Genomic DNA, 14,056 nt, shown 5'->3' with positions numbered 1-14,056 from the left:
TGGAGCAAAATGCTTCCTGATGTGTAAGCGTCTTTAGGTTTGGACATCCAGATGCGTGGTGTGCTGGCGAGATTTCCAGGATGGTAAAATCTTGCCTAAATAGGCATCCATACACCAGAGCGGTCCAATCAGCAGGAATTGCAGATCTTTAAAGAACGATGGTTTTTTGCCTTCGACCTTGTGGCCATAGAACTGTCCAATCCAGGCAAAAACAAACAGCGCAATATAAAAACCAACGCCAACCGGTAAAATCCAGATTAACCAGGCCATCACCAGAGTCAGTGCTGCCATGGCCACGGCCAGTACCAGATCCAGGCGTGCATAAAAAATAAAGGCCAGCACCAGTAACAGGGCAGTAAGCAGGGCGCTGAAATGCGCAATGATGCCAATAATGGAAAAATAGATGGTCGGTACACAGACCCAGTGAATCAGTTTATTGGTCTTGTTTTGATGACTTTCGCTATATTCATCCAGCCATTCTGAAATTGTTTTCATGCAGTACTCCTTTTGCATTATTTTTCTGAGTTTCCAAGAATGTTCTCACTATAAACGAGAAGCGGAAAACGGTCAAAATGGGGCGGCAAAAATACCTGAAAATCGTAAAATGAGGGAAATAGGGAAATTCCTGTATAAAGGAATAGGGCTAAATGCGCATAGGATGCGTTTTAAGCGCAGAAAAAAATAAAAAGCTACCTATGGATTCAAAAAGGAAGAAAAGCACGCTAAGGGTGAAAATGAATGCAAATTTGTAGTTTCAAAATGGATTATTCGATTTTATGACCAGATCAGCGTATTTAAAATCCAAAAAACGGATAGGGAAGTAAGCGTCTTTCCCTGAATTTGGGGATTAAAAAAGCCACCTGAGGTGGCTTTTGGGTCATATGGTGCAAGAGCTTAAACGGGTATTAGGAGTTTGGACCATCTACACGTTCAATGCTGACTTTGGCTACGCCAGCATTGGTAATGCCTAAACGTTTTGCAGCACCGTAAGATAAGTCGACTACACGGTTACCATGGAATGGGCCACGGTCATTAACCTTAACGATTACGCTTTTGCCATTGTTCTTGTTGGTTACACGGATATAGCAGTTCAGTGGCAGGCTGCGGTGTGCTGCAGTCATGGCATTCATGTCGAATGTTTCGCCGCTGGCAGTTTTACGACCGTGGAACTGACGGCCATACCAGGAAGCCATACCGGTCTGGCTGAACTTACGAACAGTATTCGATGCTACGGTGTTTAACTTTTCAATGACAGAAGGCTCTTCTTCTGGGATTTCAATTTTTGCAGCGATGGTTTCGCGGCGGATTTTATCGCCAGAACGTTCTGTAATTGAAAGGCTATTTAAATTAGAGAAGTGGGTATTAAAGCTTTGTGCTTCTTTGTTTAGCACACGGGCAGCCAGGCTAGAGCTTTCATTGTCGTTATTGAACGATGATGACTGCACCATTTCGGCTTGCGACTGACTTAAGGTAAATACCGTCGACAGCGCCAGTAAATATTTAATTGAAGAATGCATATGTTTAAAACTCCCGCAGCTTGATGCCGTGAATCAACCTTAAGTGGTTGATATAGCAGACATCATGCCTGTTATTTCACTTTTGCAACCATATTTGACGAAATGGATAATATTCATCGTTTACTAAAGGTGTCTAGTCTTTACACGGAAATAATGACAAAAACTACCAAACCTTTACCTCTTTTGGTTAAATAATAACCAATATTGTAACAATGTATGTGAAAAGTCGGTTTTGTGCGCAAAATCTCGTAAAAAAATATTGACTTTGTAACTTTTGAGTAAAAATAAGTTCTTATCGACTGACAATTTCAGTACCCAATAACCAGAGTGCAGTGGCATACATACGGCTGCGGTTATAGGTGGTAATCACCTGAAAGTTTGGATAGGTGATGTAATAAATTGGACCATAATTTTCTTGTAATTGAATGACATTGACCAGATCGAGGTCATCAATTTTCACAATCGGGTTCAGCGGACTGATGCCCTGATTTTTCAGCACACCATACGGGGTAGGTAAGGTTAGATCTTTGGCAATCACGGCATCCGGAGTTGAGCCGCTATAACGAGCTGGAAAAGCAATCGGCTGATTACGCTGCCAGCCATGTTGGGCCAAATAGTTGGCAATCGAACCAATCGCATCTACTGCTGAATTTCTTAAATCAATATGTCCGTTGCCATCATAATCGACGCCAAATTTAGGAATATTGCTTGGCATAAACTGCGGATAGCCAATTGCACCGGCATAGGAACCGACCACAGAATGGGTGGCAACGCCATCTTTATAGCTCCAGGCAATTAGTGCAGACAGTTCGCTCTGGAAATATTCGGCCCGGCGTGGATAGCCAAAACCTAAAGTGGCCAGCGCATCCCGGGTAATAAAAGAGCCTTTATTGGAACCAAAACCGGTTTCCACACCTAAAATCCCCAGAATAATCGCTTGTGGCACGCCAAACTGCTGTTCAGCACGATTCAGGGTATCGGCATATTGCTGTTTGAAACGCACACCGCGTTGAATGGTGCTTTCAGCCAGAAAATTGGTTTTATAGGCATACCACGGTTTGCTTTCACCGGGACGATTCATGATATTGATAATATTCGGCAGATTTTTGGCACCGCTCATGGCACGATCAATCTGCTCGGAACTGAGCCCATACTGCTGCATGGTTTTTTGCTTAAAGTTTGGATAGTCCGGATGGCTGAGGAAGTCATTGGCCTGAACAACACTGGATAAGGAAAGAGCACCAACAAGTAAAGAAAGACGCTGTAATTTTTTATAGAAATAACGATTCAACATATTGGTTCAATTTCCCAATGTATTATCAATTTAGTGACAAAAAGCAGATGGTGTTTAAAAATTAAAACAGGTTGAGCAAAAATGTCGATTTAAAAAAGACAGTTCACACAGGCAATTAAGATAACATTCATTCTGGCGCTACAGGCAAGCGCATATACAAAAAGTGACAAAGCCTGTCTAAAAAATGTGCGCTGTTTGTAACAAAGTTCAACCAGGGCTTCATCCTCCCTCCTTTATAGAGAAATGTTGCGGGAAAAGTGGCATAAAAAAACCTGACTGGAGTCAGGTTTATTAAAGGTGTTTCTGCTTAGGCATGAAACAGGGTGTCATGATATTCCGCCAGCGCGACCAGTTCATCTTTGGTCAGGTTTGGAATAATTTTATCTACCGCAATATGTACAGCTTTAATAACCGCAGCTGAGCCAATATCAGCCGCTTTACGTTTGATCATGCCCAAATCGAGGGTTTTATTAAAGTCATTCATAAAATGACGCACAGTAGCTTCAGCAAACTGTTTATACAACTCGGCCAAAGCAGACTTGTTAATGTCATTGCCGGCTTTAATTTCGGCATAGGTGTTTTTTAGATTGGTCACCAGGCTGGCATCTAAACTTTCACCGACACGCGTGTTGCCGTCTGCATCTTTAAACAGGCTGCGTTCAGAAAATTCAATTGATTGCTTGACCACATCGTTCGGGGCTTTATTCAACAATTGCTTGAGTAACACCGCTACGGTGGATTTGACATAACCGGCCAGTTTTTCCGCAGTATCGCGTTTGTCACTTGGCGGGAAACGGCGGACAAGCTCGGTTAAAATGGCATCAATGATTTCATCATTAATCATTAATGCTGTTTTATCACGTAATGGATACAGCGGTTCGCTTGAATTTTTTTTCTGCTGCGCAGTTTGAATGGTATTTAAAAGTTCCTCGGAAGGAATAAAACCAAAAAATGGCATCTGTTAACCTCAATGTTTTTTTATTGTCGCGCTAAACGAATAGGGCGAGGCATCCATGTTAAATCCGATACACGACATGGATTAATGTCTAATCCGCCACGACGTGTATAGGTGGCATACACCATCAGTTTTTCAGGATTCAGGTTTTGCCAGATGTCGGCAAACATCTGTTCAACACATTGCTCATGAAAACCGTTATGCTGACGGTAAGAAATAATATAAGCCAAAATACTGCGATAACAAGGTTTTTTACCCTGATAGCGGATAAAAACTGTGCCCCAGTCAGGTTGACCGGTGACCGGACAGTTACTTCTCAGTAAATGTGAATACAGTTGCACTTCGACCTGTTCGTCTTGCTCGGCATCGTGCTGTAATAAGGACGCATCCGGATGATTTTCCAGTCGGGTCGGGCTTAAGTCATCAATACATATGCCTTCAGGATGGCTAATTGCCAGATCATCGACAGATAACAGTTCCAGATTGACCTGTGCCTGTGCCGCGGCTGATAAATCCTGCTCGACGGTATTGATCAGCGCGTCTGTTGAAGCAAAGGTGCTAAAGTTCAAACTGTTGAAATACAGCTTTAAAGATTTCGACTCGATTAAATTTGGTGAGGTGGCAGGCAAGTGAATCCGGCCAATAGCAACTTGCGGAACGCCGGCTGCATTTAACCAGGACATCTCAAAGACATGCCACCAGTCTTTACCTTGCTGAATACCAGCCACATGCGCATATTTTTCCCGCGCTTCAGCACGCGCAATCGGAAACAGCACATCAGGTTGATAAGTTGTAGGGTACTGAGTGTCTTTACCCAATAAAGAATTTTCTACGCTCATTATTCACGCATTCCTGAACCACGGGAGAGTAAATGATAGGCAATGCCATATAACACAGCACAGCATAATGTAATCACGCCTAGGGAAACGGTCACGTTGACATCGCTATGTCCTAAAATGCCATAACGGAAGGCGTTGACCATATACACTACAGGGTTAATTAAAGAAAGGTTTTGCCAAAACGGCGATAATGCACTAATTGCATAGAACACACCACCTAAATAGGTGAGCGGTGTTAGCACAAAGGTTGGAATAATGGAAATATCATCAAATGATTTGGCATAAACGGCATTAATAAAACCGCCTAAAGACAGTAATAATGAAGTGATCAGTACGGTATAAATAGTCACAAACCAGTTGGTAATGTATAGGTCGGTGAAAAACAGGCTCATTAAGGTCACAATAATGCCGACCAGTACGCCGCGACATACTCCACCCAGCACATAGCCCCACAAAATGGCATGTAATGGCACCGGACTCATGATCAGTTCTTCAATGCTTTTCTGGAATTTGGCACTAAAGAAACTAGAGGAGACGTTGGCATAACTGTTGGTAATGACCGCCATCATGATCAGGCCGGGCACAATAAACTGCATATAGCTAAAGCCGCCCATTTCCCCAATACGTGAACCGACCAGATTACCGAAAATCACGAAATATAGACTCATGGTGATGGCCGGTGGTAACAGGGTTTGTGGCCAGATCCGCATAAAACGGCGGATTTCCTTATGAACCAGCGTATACAGCGCAACTCTTAATTGATTAAAGTTCATTGCGCGACTCCTGCAAGATTTTTCTCTACCATCTTCACAAATAATTCTTCAAGACGATTGGCCTTGTTGCGCATACTGCGCACCTGTACCCCTTGTGATTCCAGTAACTGGAACAGCTCATTCACGGTATGGGCCTTGTCCATAGTCACTTCCAGGGTCAGCGGATCGACCAGATTAAAACGTACCCCGATAATATCCAGATGAATGGGCTGAATCGGCTGAACTAGATCGAAAATAAAGGTTTCTTCATTCAGCTGGTTCAGGAAGCCTTTCATGGTGGTGTCTTCTTTAATCACACCGCGGTCAATAATGGCAATCCGGCGGCACAGCATTTCCGCTTCTTCCAGGTAGTGGGTGGTCAGAATAATGGAAGTGCCACTATTGTTCATTTCAATCAGGAAATCCCACATCGAGCGGCGCAGTTCGATATCGACCCCGGCGGTCGGTTCATCCAGAATCAGCAATTTCGGTTCGTGCATCATGGCGCGGGCAATCATCAAGCGGCGTTTCATCCCGCCAGATAGCATTCGCGCTTGCGTGGCACGTTTATCCCACAGCCCCAGTTTTTCTAAATACAGTTCGGCGCGTTGCTGCGCCACTTTTTTGGGAATACCGTAATAACCGGCCTGGGTCACCAGAATATCAAAGGTTTTTTCAAAATGACCAAAGTTAAACTCTTGTGGTACCACGCCCAGACACTGTTTGGCTTGAGAGGGATGGGTATCCAGATTGTGGCCAAAAATTTCCACGGTACCCGAGGTTTTCTTGGTTAAGGAGCTAATGATACTGATCGTTGTAGATTTGCCTGCACCGTTGGGACCCAGCAGCGCATAAAATTCACCTTCAGGTACAGTCAAATTGATACCTTTTAAGGCCTGAAACCCATTGCGATAGGTTTTAGACAAGTCTCTTAACGTCAATGCATCAGTCATGAAAATCTCGCATGGTGTAGGGAGAGGCTATTGTGAGCGATATTGCCCAATAAACCAAGTAATCTACCGGGAATTCTGCATCGTATATTTGGAACGATTGCTTAAAGCATAAGCATAAAAATAAAGAACTTATATATAGTTGCTTTACCTTGTGCATTTTTTTGTTATGATGTGCGACGCGCGCTCGTAGCTCAGTTGGATAGAGTACAAGTTTCCGAAGCTTGGGGTCGTGGGTTCGATTCCCGCCGGGCGCACCAAATTCTGATCCATAAAAAACTATAAAAATTACCAAGATTCAATCATTTAAAATTCTTTACTTCAGTTTTGAACCAAAATCCTTTCCATAATCTGGCTTGAATAACGAATGCTGAACCATCATCGAAGGGCAATGCTTATTGGTTTGCCTTTCTATCTGTGGTTAAAAAGTAGTCATAGGACTGCATTTTCTTTGTATTTTTATCTTTGTTCTGATTAAAAAATATCACTTTTAGGTTTTTACAGCCTCATCACCGGCAAAACAGAAACATCCGCTTTAAGCTTTACATGAGGACAGAAAGGCTGAATAAAAAATCTGTTTAATCAGAAAAATCTCGTCACTACATCAGATCAGTTTAGTGAAATATAGAAGCACCTAAATTTAAATAATCTATATGATTTTAAAATATTTTTTCTTTATATGACTGGCATTGAGATGGCATATCAAAAATAAGCATAACTGTCGGATGAATTCGCCATAGCCGGAAGCGATTTTTCAGCCTATAAATGTCGCAGGGTAAATTATTAAAACACCATAAGAGTCAGAACAATGGGTTATATCGTTAAATTAATTCCTGAAGAAGTCTATTTTGTGCCGAATGACCATGAAATTGGTATGACAGAATCGCGTGAAAAAGCGATTGCAGAGGGGCTGTTTTTTGAATATGCGAATGCGCGGGCAAAAGTCAGGCTGTTTAATAAAGACCTGGTTGAAAATATTGATTACATCATTGAATCGACCAGCGAAGATCCGGTGCAACTCAAGTAAAGCTAGACATAATCCAAGAAAAATAATCACAGAAAAAGGACGCTGAATTGAGCGTCCTTTTGATAAATAGGGGATCAATGAGTCGTATCTAGCTTATTCATTATGGATGATTCGGTTCCTGATACACAATCAGGGCCGTTAAAATAGGAACTGCGAAGGCTGGAATTAACAGCATAATCCAGTACTCGACGCTTGGCATGTTGCTCAAGAATTGATACACGATAAAACCTAGACCTAAAACTGCAAACAGGCAGAATGCAAACAGAATAATAAATTTTTGCATCTTCAATTCCTCTTTTTAATTTAATGTCTCAAGTCCACTATAACGGATAACGCAGAATTTAGAAAAAGACTTATGTTTCATTCTGTTGCCGGCGATTATTTGCTATCAATCTAGCGATAGAGCAGGGTGAAAATGAGAGCAGATGCGCTGAGAAAAATAAGGCTGAATTTCACGACAGAAATATAATAAGCCTGATTAAGTTTTGTTCAATAGTCTTTTTGCTATACAAATGCTGAGAAATGTTAGAAGGCTTGCCAATCCAAGCCGAAGGGGACTATATTGAACCTACAGTAGGTCGCAAAACAAAGACGCTACGATGTAGTTGGACGGATCAATGACAGCTTGTTGAGTTTGTAACTCCGGTTCAAACAATAGATCTAGCACTAGCCTTCCAACATAAAAAAGCTCGCAGCAATGCGAGCTTTTTCTTGCTTAAAATAACGATGAATTGAGCGTCACATTGAGCAAATTGTTAAGAATAAGAAAAATCGGATAAAATGTTAAACCATAAAAATCAATCACTTATTTTTAATTATACTGACCTAATAAAGCATAGAATTAACATTGTCAAACAAATTAACAACTCTGTTTAGTCAAACTTGAATCAGCTATGCTATAACAAATTGTCTTCAAGAAAACCAATGATAAGAGGAAATAACCATGAGCCAATTAATTGATATTAAAGTAGAAGATCAGTATCAGCATCGTTATGATGCCAAAGCACAGCTGCGTCAGATTGCTGAAAATGCCAAAACAGCTGAATTGCCGTTATTTAAGAAAATTGACCATATTATTGTCGAGGATGAAATTATCCTGCCAAGTATTGAATTATTTTTTGAAAGCCAGAAGAGCAATAATATTTATAAAATTATTGAATAGAAAGAAACTTAGCATTTGCTAAGTTTCTTGTTTTAAGCTGGCCTAAGCGGTTTCAAACTGATTCAGCACATGCGCCAACAGTTGATAAAGCGCCAGACGATTTTTATTGGCCTGCTCAACTTCTGTTTTATTTAAGCGGATTTCTTTTTTCAAACGACCTTGTGTACGTTGTTGTACACAGACATGCTGCGAAGATACCGGATCATTTTTAAGCGTTAATTGTGGGCCTTGATGATAATGAAACAAGGCATGCAAACATTGATCCAAGCTCGGATAAAAATGAGAAATGGTTAAGGCGGTGAGGTTCGCAGACTTAGGGATATGCCGACTCATACGTCTTTACTCTTTATTTATAAGTGACCTGATTCTAAAAGACTTGTGCCCATTTTGCATGCATAAAGTTGTAAAAAGCGATGCTTGATCTTCAAGGACTTCAAAACAGGTGATGATTTCACTCTAACCGCTTTAAATCAGGCCGACATCAACATCGTATTTATGGAACTCCTGCAAAATATTGCGCAGCATCTGTTGGGCGGTTTCATCTGTGGCGTTCAGGATGATTTCCTGATTGCGAGTGCTGTCGAAGCATTCAATCGCCTGAATCAGCCAGCGCTGTTCATGTTCGGTGTTGTGAATGATGATACGGCGGGGCTGTAACTGTGCGGAAACCTGACGTGGAATGACATGGGTAATGGCCAGCTGAATCTGCTTGAGTTCGTCTTTAGGACTTAAAAAGGTGATGACCCAGTTACCAACTTTGCTGAGTTGCATCGGATTATCAAAGGGTTCAAATTGCAGGTAGTGCAGGGCAGACATGCTTCATTCCCAACAGAATACAGAGCTGTTGTTATGCCGTGCTGTGGCCAATCTCACTATTGGTCTTAAGTCTTAGTGTTTTAAGAAAGGATTGCTTATTTTTAATTATTTTTCTAAAAGCTGAACAATAACCGCTATTTATAAAGGTTTTTAGCGCATATAAAGAAAATTCTTAGATGAAAAAAGACTTAAAGCAAAGCAAAATTATATGAATCTTCAGGCACTTTGCAGGCTCTGCAGCGAAAAGTTAATTTGCTGTAAAGCATGGTTCAGTTCTTTTGGTGGCAAACGCGATTCCTGTAATTCGGTAATCCACTGCATTTGACACAGTTTCAGGCTACGAATATCCGGTGCAGCCTGAATGCGGAGAATAAGCTGTTTGGCCATTAGACCACAATAACGCTGCAACAAGCTGGCCATTAATTGCTTGGTGTCTTCAAAGCTCAAGGTAACCAGCGGTTCTGGCTCTGGCTCCACTTCTGGCGGTACTTCAATTTCCAGGGCCGGAATTTCTGGAGCAATCTGAGCGGGTTCAGCTTCAGCCACTTTGGCCGCTGAAGACGGGGCAATAATATGTTCGACCCATTTTTCCACCAGTTTTGGTACCGGCGTATTTAAGGTGGTTTTAATTTCTGAACGTAGGGTAGAGGCTGCTTCACTTTGCGGTTCGGCTTGAGCTGGCACCAAAACTTCTGCTTCGGCTGGCTCGGTCGCAGCAGAGCTGATTAAACCCATCTCCAGCAATTGTTCAATTAATTCTGGCGTAGCAATACGCTGTTTAAACTGGTCGCCCAATTGCTCGAAATCTTCGGTTCCAATTAGCACCAGAAGACGGCGTTGACGTGCATTCAATTGCAGCTGGCGTTGTTGCAGGGCGTCAATGCCCAACTGTGTTTTATGATAATGAATCATGCCTTAATTTATTCCCCAAATAAATTAAGGCTGACTATAAAGAATGAAAATTACACTAATATGAAGTGTTTATGACATTGTTGGGCTTAGAGTGTGACGATGTTGGTGTTCTCAAGGGCTTTTCTTAAATAAGGGTCAAGTTCATCCTGACGCAGTAACCATTGGATATAATCATTTGGTAAATCGGCAATGGCCGTACCGCGATGCTTACCAAAACTCATGACACGTGGAATACGGGCGTCTTCAGATGCAGCATATAAGGCTTCAATACTGTCAATTTGCAGATGATGCACAATATGCATCAGGATATTGGCGGTCAAAATAATATCCATATCGGCCCGGTGCGCTTTTTTAATCATATCGCGGGCTTTTTCGCTGCCTTTGCTGATCATGTAAATTAAGGCAGAAATGTTGTGTGCTTCAACATCTGGCCAGACCAGACGCGCCAGAGCAAGGGTACAAATCGCCTTAATATGAGAAGTATCAACACCGCATTTTTGAATGGCGCGAATGTCATAATCAATATTGTGACCAATGATATATACCGTTTCTTTAGGTAGGCAGAAGCTGGTGTAATGCGGCTGATCAATCAGGTCGGATTCCAGAATATGATGCACGGCCATCGCAGCATAGGAAATCGGTTCATCGACCTGATAAAACTGGTCAAAAATTTGCGATTTATCCAGGCTGATTTTGCCCTGTTGTAATTGAATGGGCGCATAGGCAACTTCGATCGGATAACCATTCAGGGTATGAGTTTCAGTGTCGAGAATAATCGCGTGCATGTGCTCATTCGCTTGTTAAGGGATTTAAAAAGCAATCTAACACTATCATGTTGAAAGTTACAGGGCTGTCGGGCGAATAATCGGCATTTGTGGGCCGTTCAGCTTATCTATTTTAAAGATAAGTGACTCTATTTTAATACAATACACTTATATATTAATTGCACTGATATTGCCTGAGCGCAGCAAACAGCGTAAAAGTGAAAATTGCGAAGGACGCAACTTTAGAATAATACCTGTATAAGGATAATCAGATGAGAAAAATATGGCTTAGCGTGGCGTTGGCCAGCAGCAGTTTATTTTTAACGGCATGTAATGATGATAATGACAACAGCGCAGTCATCATTGATGATGGTATTCCGAAGCATAATATTAGCCAGCCGGTAGTAAAAGCTGAACTATATTTAGACCAGGATTCAAATGCGAATATGGTCTTACAGTCGGTTAGTGCTTCACAAACCTTGATGACGTATAAAATGTTGGGGGTGAATGGGCAGGAAACACAAGCTACGGCCTTGCTGTTTGAGCCTAATCAGCCTAAACCGGCTGGTGGATGGCCCATTGTGGTCTGGGCACATGGCACTACGGGTGTCGCCGATATTTGTGCACCAAGCCGTCAGGGCCTGAAAGGCAATGAATATTTTATTGCCCGCCTGCTGGCTGAAGGTTATGCTGTGGTCGCTCCAGATTATGAAGGGCTGGGCGAACCGAGTGGACAAGAGCTGCATCCGTTCTTGAATTTAAAAAGTCAGGCTTATTCCATTACCGATGCGGTTGTGGCGGCACATCAACATTTCAACAATAGCACTGAAACACGCTGGACCGTGGTCGGTCATTCCCAAGGTGGACAGGCGGCTTTAGGTGCGGCGCAATATGCATCCCGGGCGCAATTAAATTATAAAGGTGCGGTAGCCATAGCGCCGGCATCTTCCCTGAGCATGATTCTTAGCGGTGGAGAACAGCAGGCAGCAGTAGAACCGGATCTGAGCAAAAAAATACAGATTCTGGCTCCATTAGATACTTTCACTGCATTAATTACGGCAGGTCTTAGAAATAGTCATCCAACCCTGCAATACTCTGAAGTGTTCAAGAACCCGACAGACCTGCTCGCGGCAGAAGCCGAGTCGCTGTGTAATGCCGATCTTGGCGCAGCATTTGGTGGAGAAATGGTGAAGTATGCACAAACCTATGGCAACTTGGCCGCTTATCCACGTACTCAGACCGACTTTATGACTACGGTTCCTGAAATTAAAGATTTCCTGACCCAGGCATCACAGCCATTAACTGTTAAGATTTCAACGCCTGTGTTTATTTATCAAGGCTCTGCCGACCCGACCATTCCAAAACAGGTCACTGATTTTCTGGTGCAGTCTGCACGCCAGCAGGGAACCAGAATTCATTATGTCACCGATCAGGATTTACCTATAGATCAGAAATGGGATCATGGCTCTGTATATGTCGATAATTGGGATGAGATTGTGGCAGATGTGAAATCGATCATGCCTACCCAATAATTTTTTCAATTCCGGTAAAGATAGAATTAATGATATAGCTCATGTTTTTATAAAAACATGGGCTATTTTTATGCAAAACTGATTAAAGTTGATGGGTAAAAAATATAAAGTTCATGTTACAATATGCGCCAATCTTAGCACGGCTTAAAAGCCCTACATGAATAGGACCTCGCTAATGTTTGCCAATATCTCTATTGCTGACTTTGATCCAGATTTAGCTCAAGCAATCTCTAATGAAGATGCGCGTCAAGAAGCGCATATTGAGCTAATCGCTTCAGAAAACTATTGCTCACCTGCAGTAATGGAAGCTCAAGGTTCAAAACTGACCAATAAATATGCAGAAGGCTACCCAGGCAAACGCTATTACGGCGGTTGTGAATATGTAGACGTTATTGAACAATTGGCTATTGACCGTGCTAAAGAACTCTTTGGTGCTGACTATGCTAACGTTCAGCCGCACGCAGGTTCTCAAGCAAACTCTGCAGTTTACTTAGCATTACTGAACCCGGGCGACACAGTTTTGGGTATGAGCCTGGCTCACGGTGGTCACTTGACTCACGGTGCAAAAGTTAGCTTCTCTGGTAAAACATATAACGCGGTTCAGTACGGTTTAAACCCTGAAACTGGCGAAATCGACTATGAAGAAGTTGAACGTCTGGCTTTAGAACATAAACCACGCATGATCGTTGCTGGTTTCTCTGCATACAGCCAAATCGTAGATTGGCAGCGTTTCCGTGACATCGCAGACAAAGTAGGTGCTTACCTGTTTGTGGATATGGCACACGTGGCTGGTCTGGTTGCTGCAGGGGTTTACCCGAACCCGGTACAAATTGCTGACGTTACTACGACCACTACCCATAAAACACTACGTGGTCCACGTTCTGGTTTAATCCTGGCTAAAGCTAACGAAGAAATCGAGAAAAAACTGCAATCAGCAGTATTCCCAGGCAACCAGGGTGGTCCACTGGTTCACGCGATTGCTGCAAAAGCAATCTGCTTTAAAGAAGCAATGGCGCCTGAATACAAAGCCTATCAACAACAAGTGGTGAAAAACGCACAAGCGATGGCTGAAGTGTTAATCGAACGCGGTTACGATGTGGTATCTGGCGGTACGAAAAACCACTTGTTCCTGTTATCTTTAATTAAACAGGACATCACCGGTAAAGATGCGGATGCTTGGTTAGGTGCTGCTCACATCACTGTGAACAAAAACTCTGTACCAAACGATCCACGTTCTCCATTCGTCACTTCTGGTATCCGTATTGGTACACCAGCAGTAACCACACGTGGTTTCGGCGAAGCTGAAGTACGTGAACTGGCTGGCTGGATCGCTGACATCCTGGACAGCAAAGGGGATGAAGCTGTAATTGCTGATGTCAAAGCAAAAGTTGAAGCTGTTTGCGCGAAATTCCCGGTTTACGCGAAATAAGCCCGCACTTGAGAAAAAGCTCCCTCAAGGGAGCTTTTTTTATAGGTGCTAAAAAAAATTGCAATTATTCAGCCGGATTAAATTCTGCTATAACAGTTGCATAGCAC

16 protein-coding genes and 1 tRNA gene are annotated in these 14,056 nt (G+C 42.5%); 5 read left to right on the top strand and 12 right to left on the bottom strand.

Going from position 1 to position 14,056, the window contains the following annotated elements:
- Positions 1-33: 33 nt before the first annotated feature.
- The 7 genes from FTU86_RS00405 to FTU86_RS00375 form a co-directional block, all read right to left on the bottom strand.
- Entirely contained in the window at positions 34-495 is a 462-nt protein-coding gene (locus FTU86_RS00405; protein WP_016659199.1) for a DUF962 domain-containing protein, read from the bottom strand.
- Between the two features lie 410 nt (positions 496-905).
- Positions 906-1,517 (bottom strand): septal ring lytic transglycosylase RlpA family protein, encoded by a 612-nt coding sequence (locus FTU86_RS00400; RefSeq protein ID WP_005179113.1) that lies wholly within the window; start codon positions 1,515-1,517, stop codon positions 906-908.
- 292 nt (positions 1,518-1,809) lie between these two features.
- Complete coding sequence (mltB, locus tag FTU86_RS00395) at positions 1,810-2,811, bottom strand: lytic murein transglycosylase B (protein ID WP_005179112.1); 1,002 nt, start codon at positions 2,809-2,811, stop codon at positions 1,810-1,812.
- 307 nt (positions 2,812-3,118) lie between these two features.
- The gene (locus FTU86_RS00390; RefSeq protein ID WP_180048415.1) at positions 3,119-3,769 is read right to left on the bottom strand and encodes a hypothetical protein; all 651 of its coding nucleotides are present in this window, start codon (positions 3,767-3,769) and stop codon (positions 3,119-3,121) included.
- Between the two features lie 20 nt (positions 3,770-3,789).
- Positions 3,790-4,605, bottom strand: a complete 816-nt coding sequence (gene queF / locus FTU86_RS00385) for an NADPH-dependent 7-cyano-7-deazaguanine reductase QueF (protein WP_005179110.1) — start codon at positions 4,603-4,605, stop codon at positions 3,790-3,792.
- Positions 4,605-5,378, bottom strand: coding sequence for an ABC transporter permease (locus tag FTU86_RS00380; protein ID WP_005179108.1), 774 nt, complete (start codon positions 5,376-5,378; stop codon positions 4,605-4,607). The genes queF and FTU86_RS00380 overlap by 1 nt, the downstream gene beginning before the upstream one ends.
- Positions 5,375-6,310 (bottom strand): ABC transporter ATP-binding protein, encoded by a 936-nt coding sequence (locus FTU86_RS00375; protein ID WP_005179107.1) that lies wholly within the window; start codon positions 6,308-6,310, stop codon positions 5,375-5,377. The genes FTU86_RS00380 and FTU86_RS00375 overlap by 4 nt, the downstream gene beginning before the upstream one ends.
- 180 nt (positions 6,311-6,490) lie before the next feature.
- Between FTU86_RS00375 and FTU86_RS00370 the strand changes: the two genes are divergently transcribed.
- Positions 6,491-6,567 (top strand) — tRNA-Arg (locus tag FTU86_RS00370).
- Between the two features lie 548 nt (positions 6,568-7,115).
- Positions 7,116-7,334, top strand: coding sequence for a hypothetical protein (locus FTU86_RS00365; protein WP_075166960.1), 219 nt, complete (start codon positions 7,116-7,118; stop codon positions 7,332-7,334).
- A gap of 100 nt (positions 7,335-7,434) precedes the next feature.
- On the opposite strand, the gene FTU86_RS00360 is transcribed toward FTU86_RS00365, so the two are convergent.
- On the bottom strand, positions 7,435-7,617 hold the full coding sequence (locus FTU86_RS00360; protein ID WP_005179103.1) for a hypothetical protein: 183 nt from the start codon (positions 7,615-7,617) through the stop codon (positions 7,435-7,437).
- A 660-nt stretch (positions 7,618-8,277) separates the two neighbouring features.
- On the opposite strand from FTU86_RS00360, the gene FTU86_RS00355 reads away from it, so the two are divergent.
- A complete protein-coding gene (locus tag FTU86_RS00355; RefSeq protein ID WP_005179101.1) occupies positions 8,278-8,496 on the top strand; it encodes a hypothetical protein in 219 nt (72 codons plus the stop codon).
- A 42-nt stretch (positions 8,497-8,538) separates the two neighbouring features.
- Here the strand turns inward: FTU86_RS00355 and FTU86_RS00350 are convergent, their stop codons facing one another.
- From FTU86_RS00350 to FTU86_RS00335, 4 genes are all read right to left on the bottom strand, one after another.
- On the bottom strand, positions 8,539-8,829 hold the full coding sequence (locus FTU86_RS00350) for a hypothetical protein (RefSeq protein ID WP_005179099.1): 291 nt from the start codon (positions 8,827-8,829) through the stop codon (positions 8,539-8,541).
- 132 nt (positions 8,830-8,961) lie between these two features.
- Positions 8,962-9,312 (bottom strand): hypothetical protein, encoded by a 351-nt coding sequence (locus FTU86_RS00345; RefSeq protein ID WP_005179098.1) that lies wholly within the window; start codon positions 9,310-9,312, stop codon positions 8,962-8,964.
- Positions 9,313-9,528: 216 nt separating this feature from the next.
- Positions 9,529-10,224 carry a hypothetical protein gene (locus FTU86_RS00340; RefSeq protein ID WP_180048416.1) on the bottom strand — a complete coding sequence of 232 codons (696 nt, stop codon included), beginning with the start codon at positions 10,222-10,224 and terminating at the stop codon, positions 9,529-9,531.
- An 86-nt stretch (positions 10,225-10,310) separates the two neighbouring features.
- Positions 10,311-11,009 carry a putative quorum-sensing-regulated virulence factor gene (locus tag FTU86_RS00335; protein WP_168394210.1) on the bottom strand — a complete coding sequence of 233 codons (699 nt, stop codon included), beginning with the start codon at positions 11,007-11,009 and terminating at the stop codon, positions 10,311-10,313.
- A 251-nt stretch (positions 11,010-11,260) separates the two neighbouring features.
- Here FTU86_RS00335 and FTU86_RS00330 point away from each other — a divergent pair, with 251 nt between their 5' ends.
- Together FTU86_RS00330 and glyA are read left to right on the top strand one after the other, a co-directional pair.
- Entirely contained in the window at positions 11,261-12,520 is a 1,260-nt protein-coding gene (locus tag FTU86_RS00330; protein ID WP_180048417.1) for an alpha/beta fold hydrolase, read from the top strand.
- A 175-nt stretch (positions 12,521-12,695) separates the two neighbouring features.
- Positions 12,696-13,949: a serine hydroxymethyltransferase gene (gene glyA / locus FTU86_RS00325; RefSeq protein ID WP_005179092.1), complete on the top strand. Its 1,254-nt coding sequence runs from the start codon at positions 12,696-12,698 to the stop codon at positions 13,947-13,949.
- The last annotated feature ends 107 nt before the right edge of the window (positions 13,950-14,056 follow it).

Origin of the sequence: Acinetobacter sp. YH12155 (assembly GCF_013418255.1) — a bacterium.
GTDB classification, from domain to species: Bacteria; Pseudomonadota; Gammaproteobacteria; order Pseudomonadales; family Moraxellaceae; genus Acinetobacter; species Acinetobacter indicus.
Note: the sequence above shows the minus strand (reverse complement) of the source record. Positions and strands in the feature narration are given on the sequence as shown.

Excerpts from the sequence above, each read along its gene's own strand:
- glyA (WP_005179092.1), top strand. The coding sequence starts at position 12,696 with ATGTTTGCCAATATCTCTATTGCTGACTTTGATCCAGATTTAGCTCAA.
- FTU86_RS00345 (WP_005179098.1), bottom strand. The coding sequence starts at position 9,312 with ATGTCTGCCCTGCACTACCTGCAATTTGAACCCTTTGATAATCCGATG.
- FTU86_RS00355 (WP_005179101.1), top strand. The coding sequence starts at position 8,278 with ATGAGCCAATTAATTGATATTAAAGTAGAAGATCAGTATCAGCATCGT.
- FTU86_RS00335 (WP_168394210.1), bottom strand. The coding sequence starts at position 11,009 with ATGCACGCGATTATTCTCGACACTGAAACTCATACCCTGAATGGTTAT.
- FTU86_RS00375 (WP_005179107.1), bottom strand. The coding sequence starts at position 6,310 with ATGACTGATGCATTGACGTTAAGAGACTTGTCTAAAACCTATCGCAAT.
- FTU86_RS00365 (WP_075166960.1), top strand. The coding sequence starts at position 7,116 with ATGGGTTATATCGTTAAATTAATTCCTGAAGAAGTCTATTTTGTGCCG.
- FTU86_RS00350 (WP_005179099.1), bottom strand. The coding sequence starts at position 8,829 with ATGAGTCGGCATATCCCTAAGTCTGCGAACCTCACCGCCTTAACCATT.
- FTU86_RS00340 (WP_180048416.1), bottom strand. The coding sequence starts at position 10,224 with ATGATTCATTATCATAAAACACAGTTGGGCATTGACGCCCTGCAACAA.
- FTU86_RS00390 (WP_180048415.1), bottom strand. The coding sequence starts at position 3,769 with ATGCCATTTTTTGGTTTTATTCCTTCCGAGGAACTTTTAAATACCATT.
- mltB (WP_005179112.1), bottom strand. The coding sequence starts at position 2,811 with ATGTTGAATCGTTATTTCTATAAAAAATTACAGCGTCTTTCTTTACTT.
- FTU86_RS00405 (WP_016659199.1), bottom strand. The coding sequence starts at position 495 with ATGAAAACAATTTCAGAATGGCTGGATGAATATAGCGAAAGTCATCAA.
- FTU86_RS00380 (WP_005179108.1), bottom strand. The coding sequence starts at position 5,378 with ATGAACTTTAATCAATTAAGAGTTGCGCTGTATACGCTGGTTCATAAG.
- FTU86_RS00400 (WP_005179113.1), bottom strand. The coding sequence starts at position 1,517 with ATGCATTCTTCAATTAAATATTTACTGGCGCTGTCGACGGTATTTACC.
- queF (WP_005179110.1), bottom strand. The coding sequence starts at position 4,605 with ATGAGCGTAGAAAATTCTTTATTGGGTAAAGACACTCAGTACCCTACA.
- FTU86_RS00330 (WP_180048417.1), top strand. The coding sequence starts at position 11,261 with ATGAGAAAAATATGGCTTAGCGTGGCGTTGGCCAGCAGCAGTTTATTT.
- FTU86_RS00360 (WP_005179103.1), bottom strand. The coding sequence starts at position 7,617 with ATGCAAAAATTTATTATTCTGTTTGCATTCTGCCTGTTTGCAGTTTTA.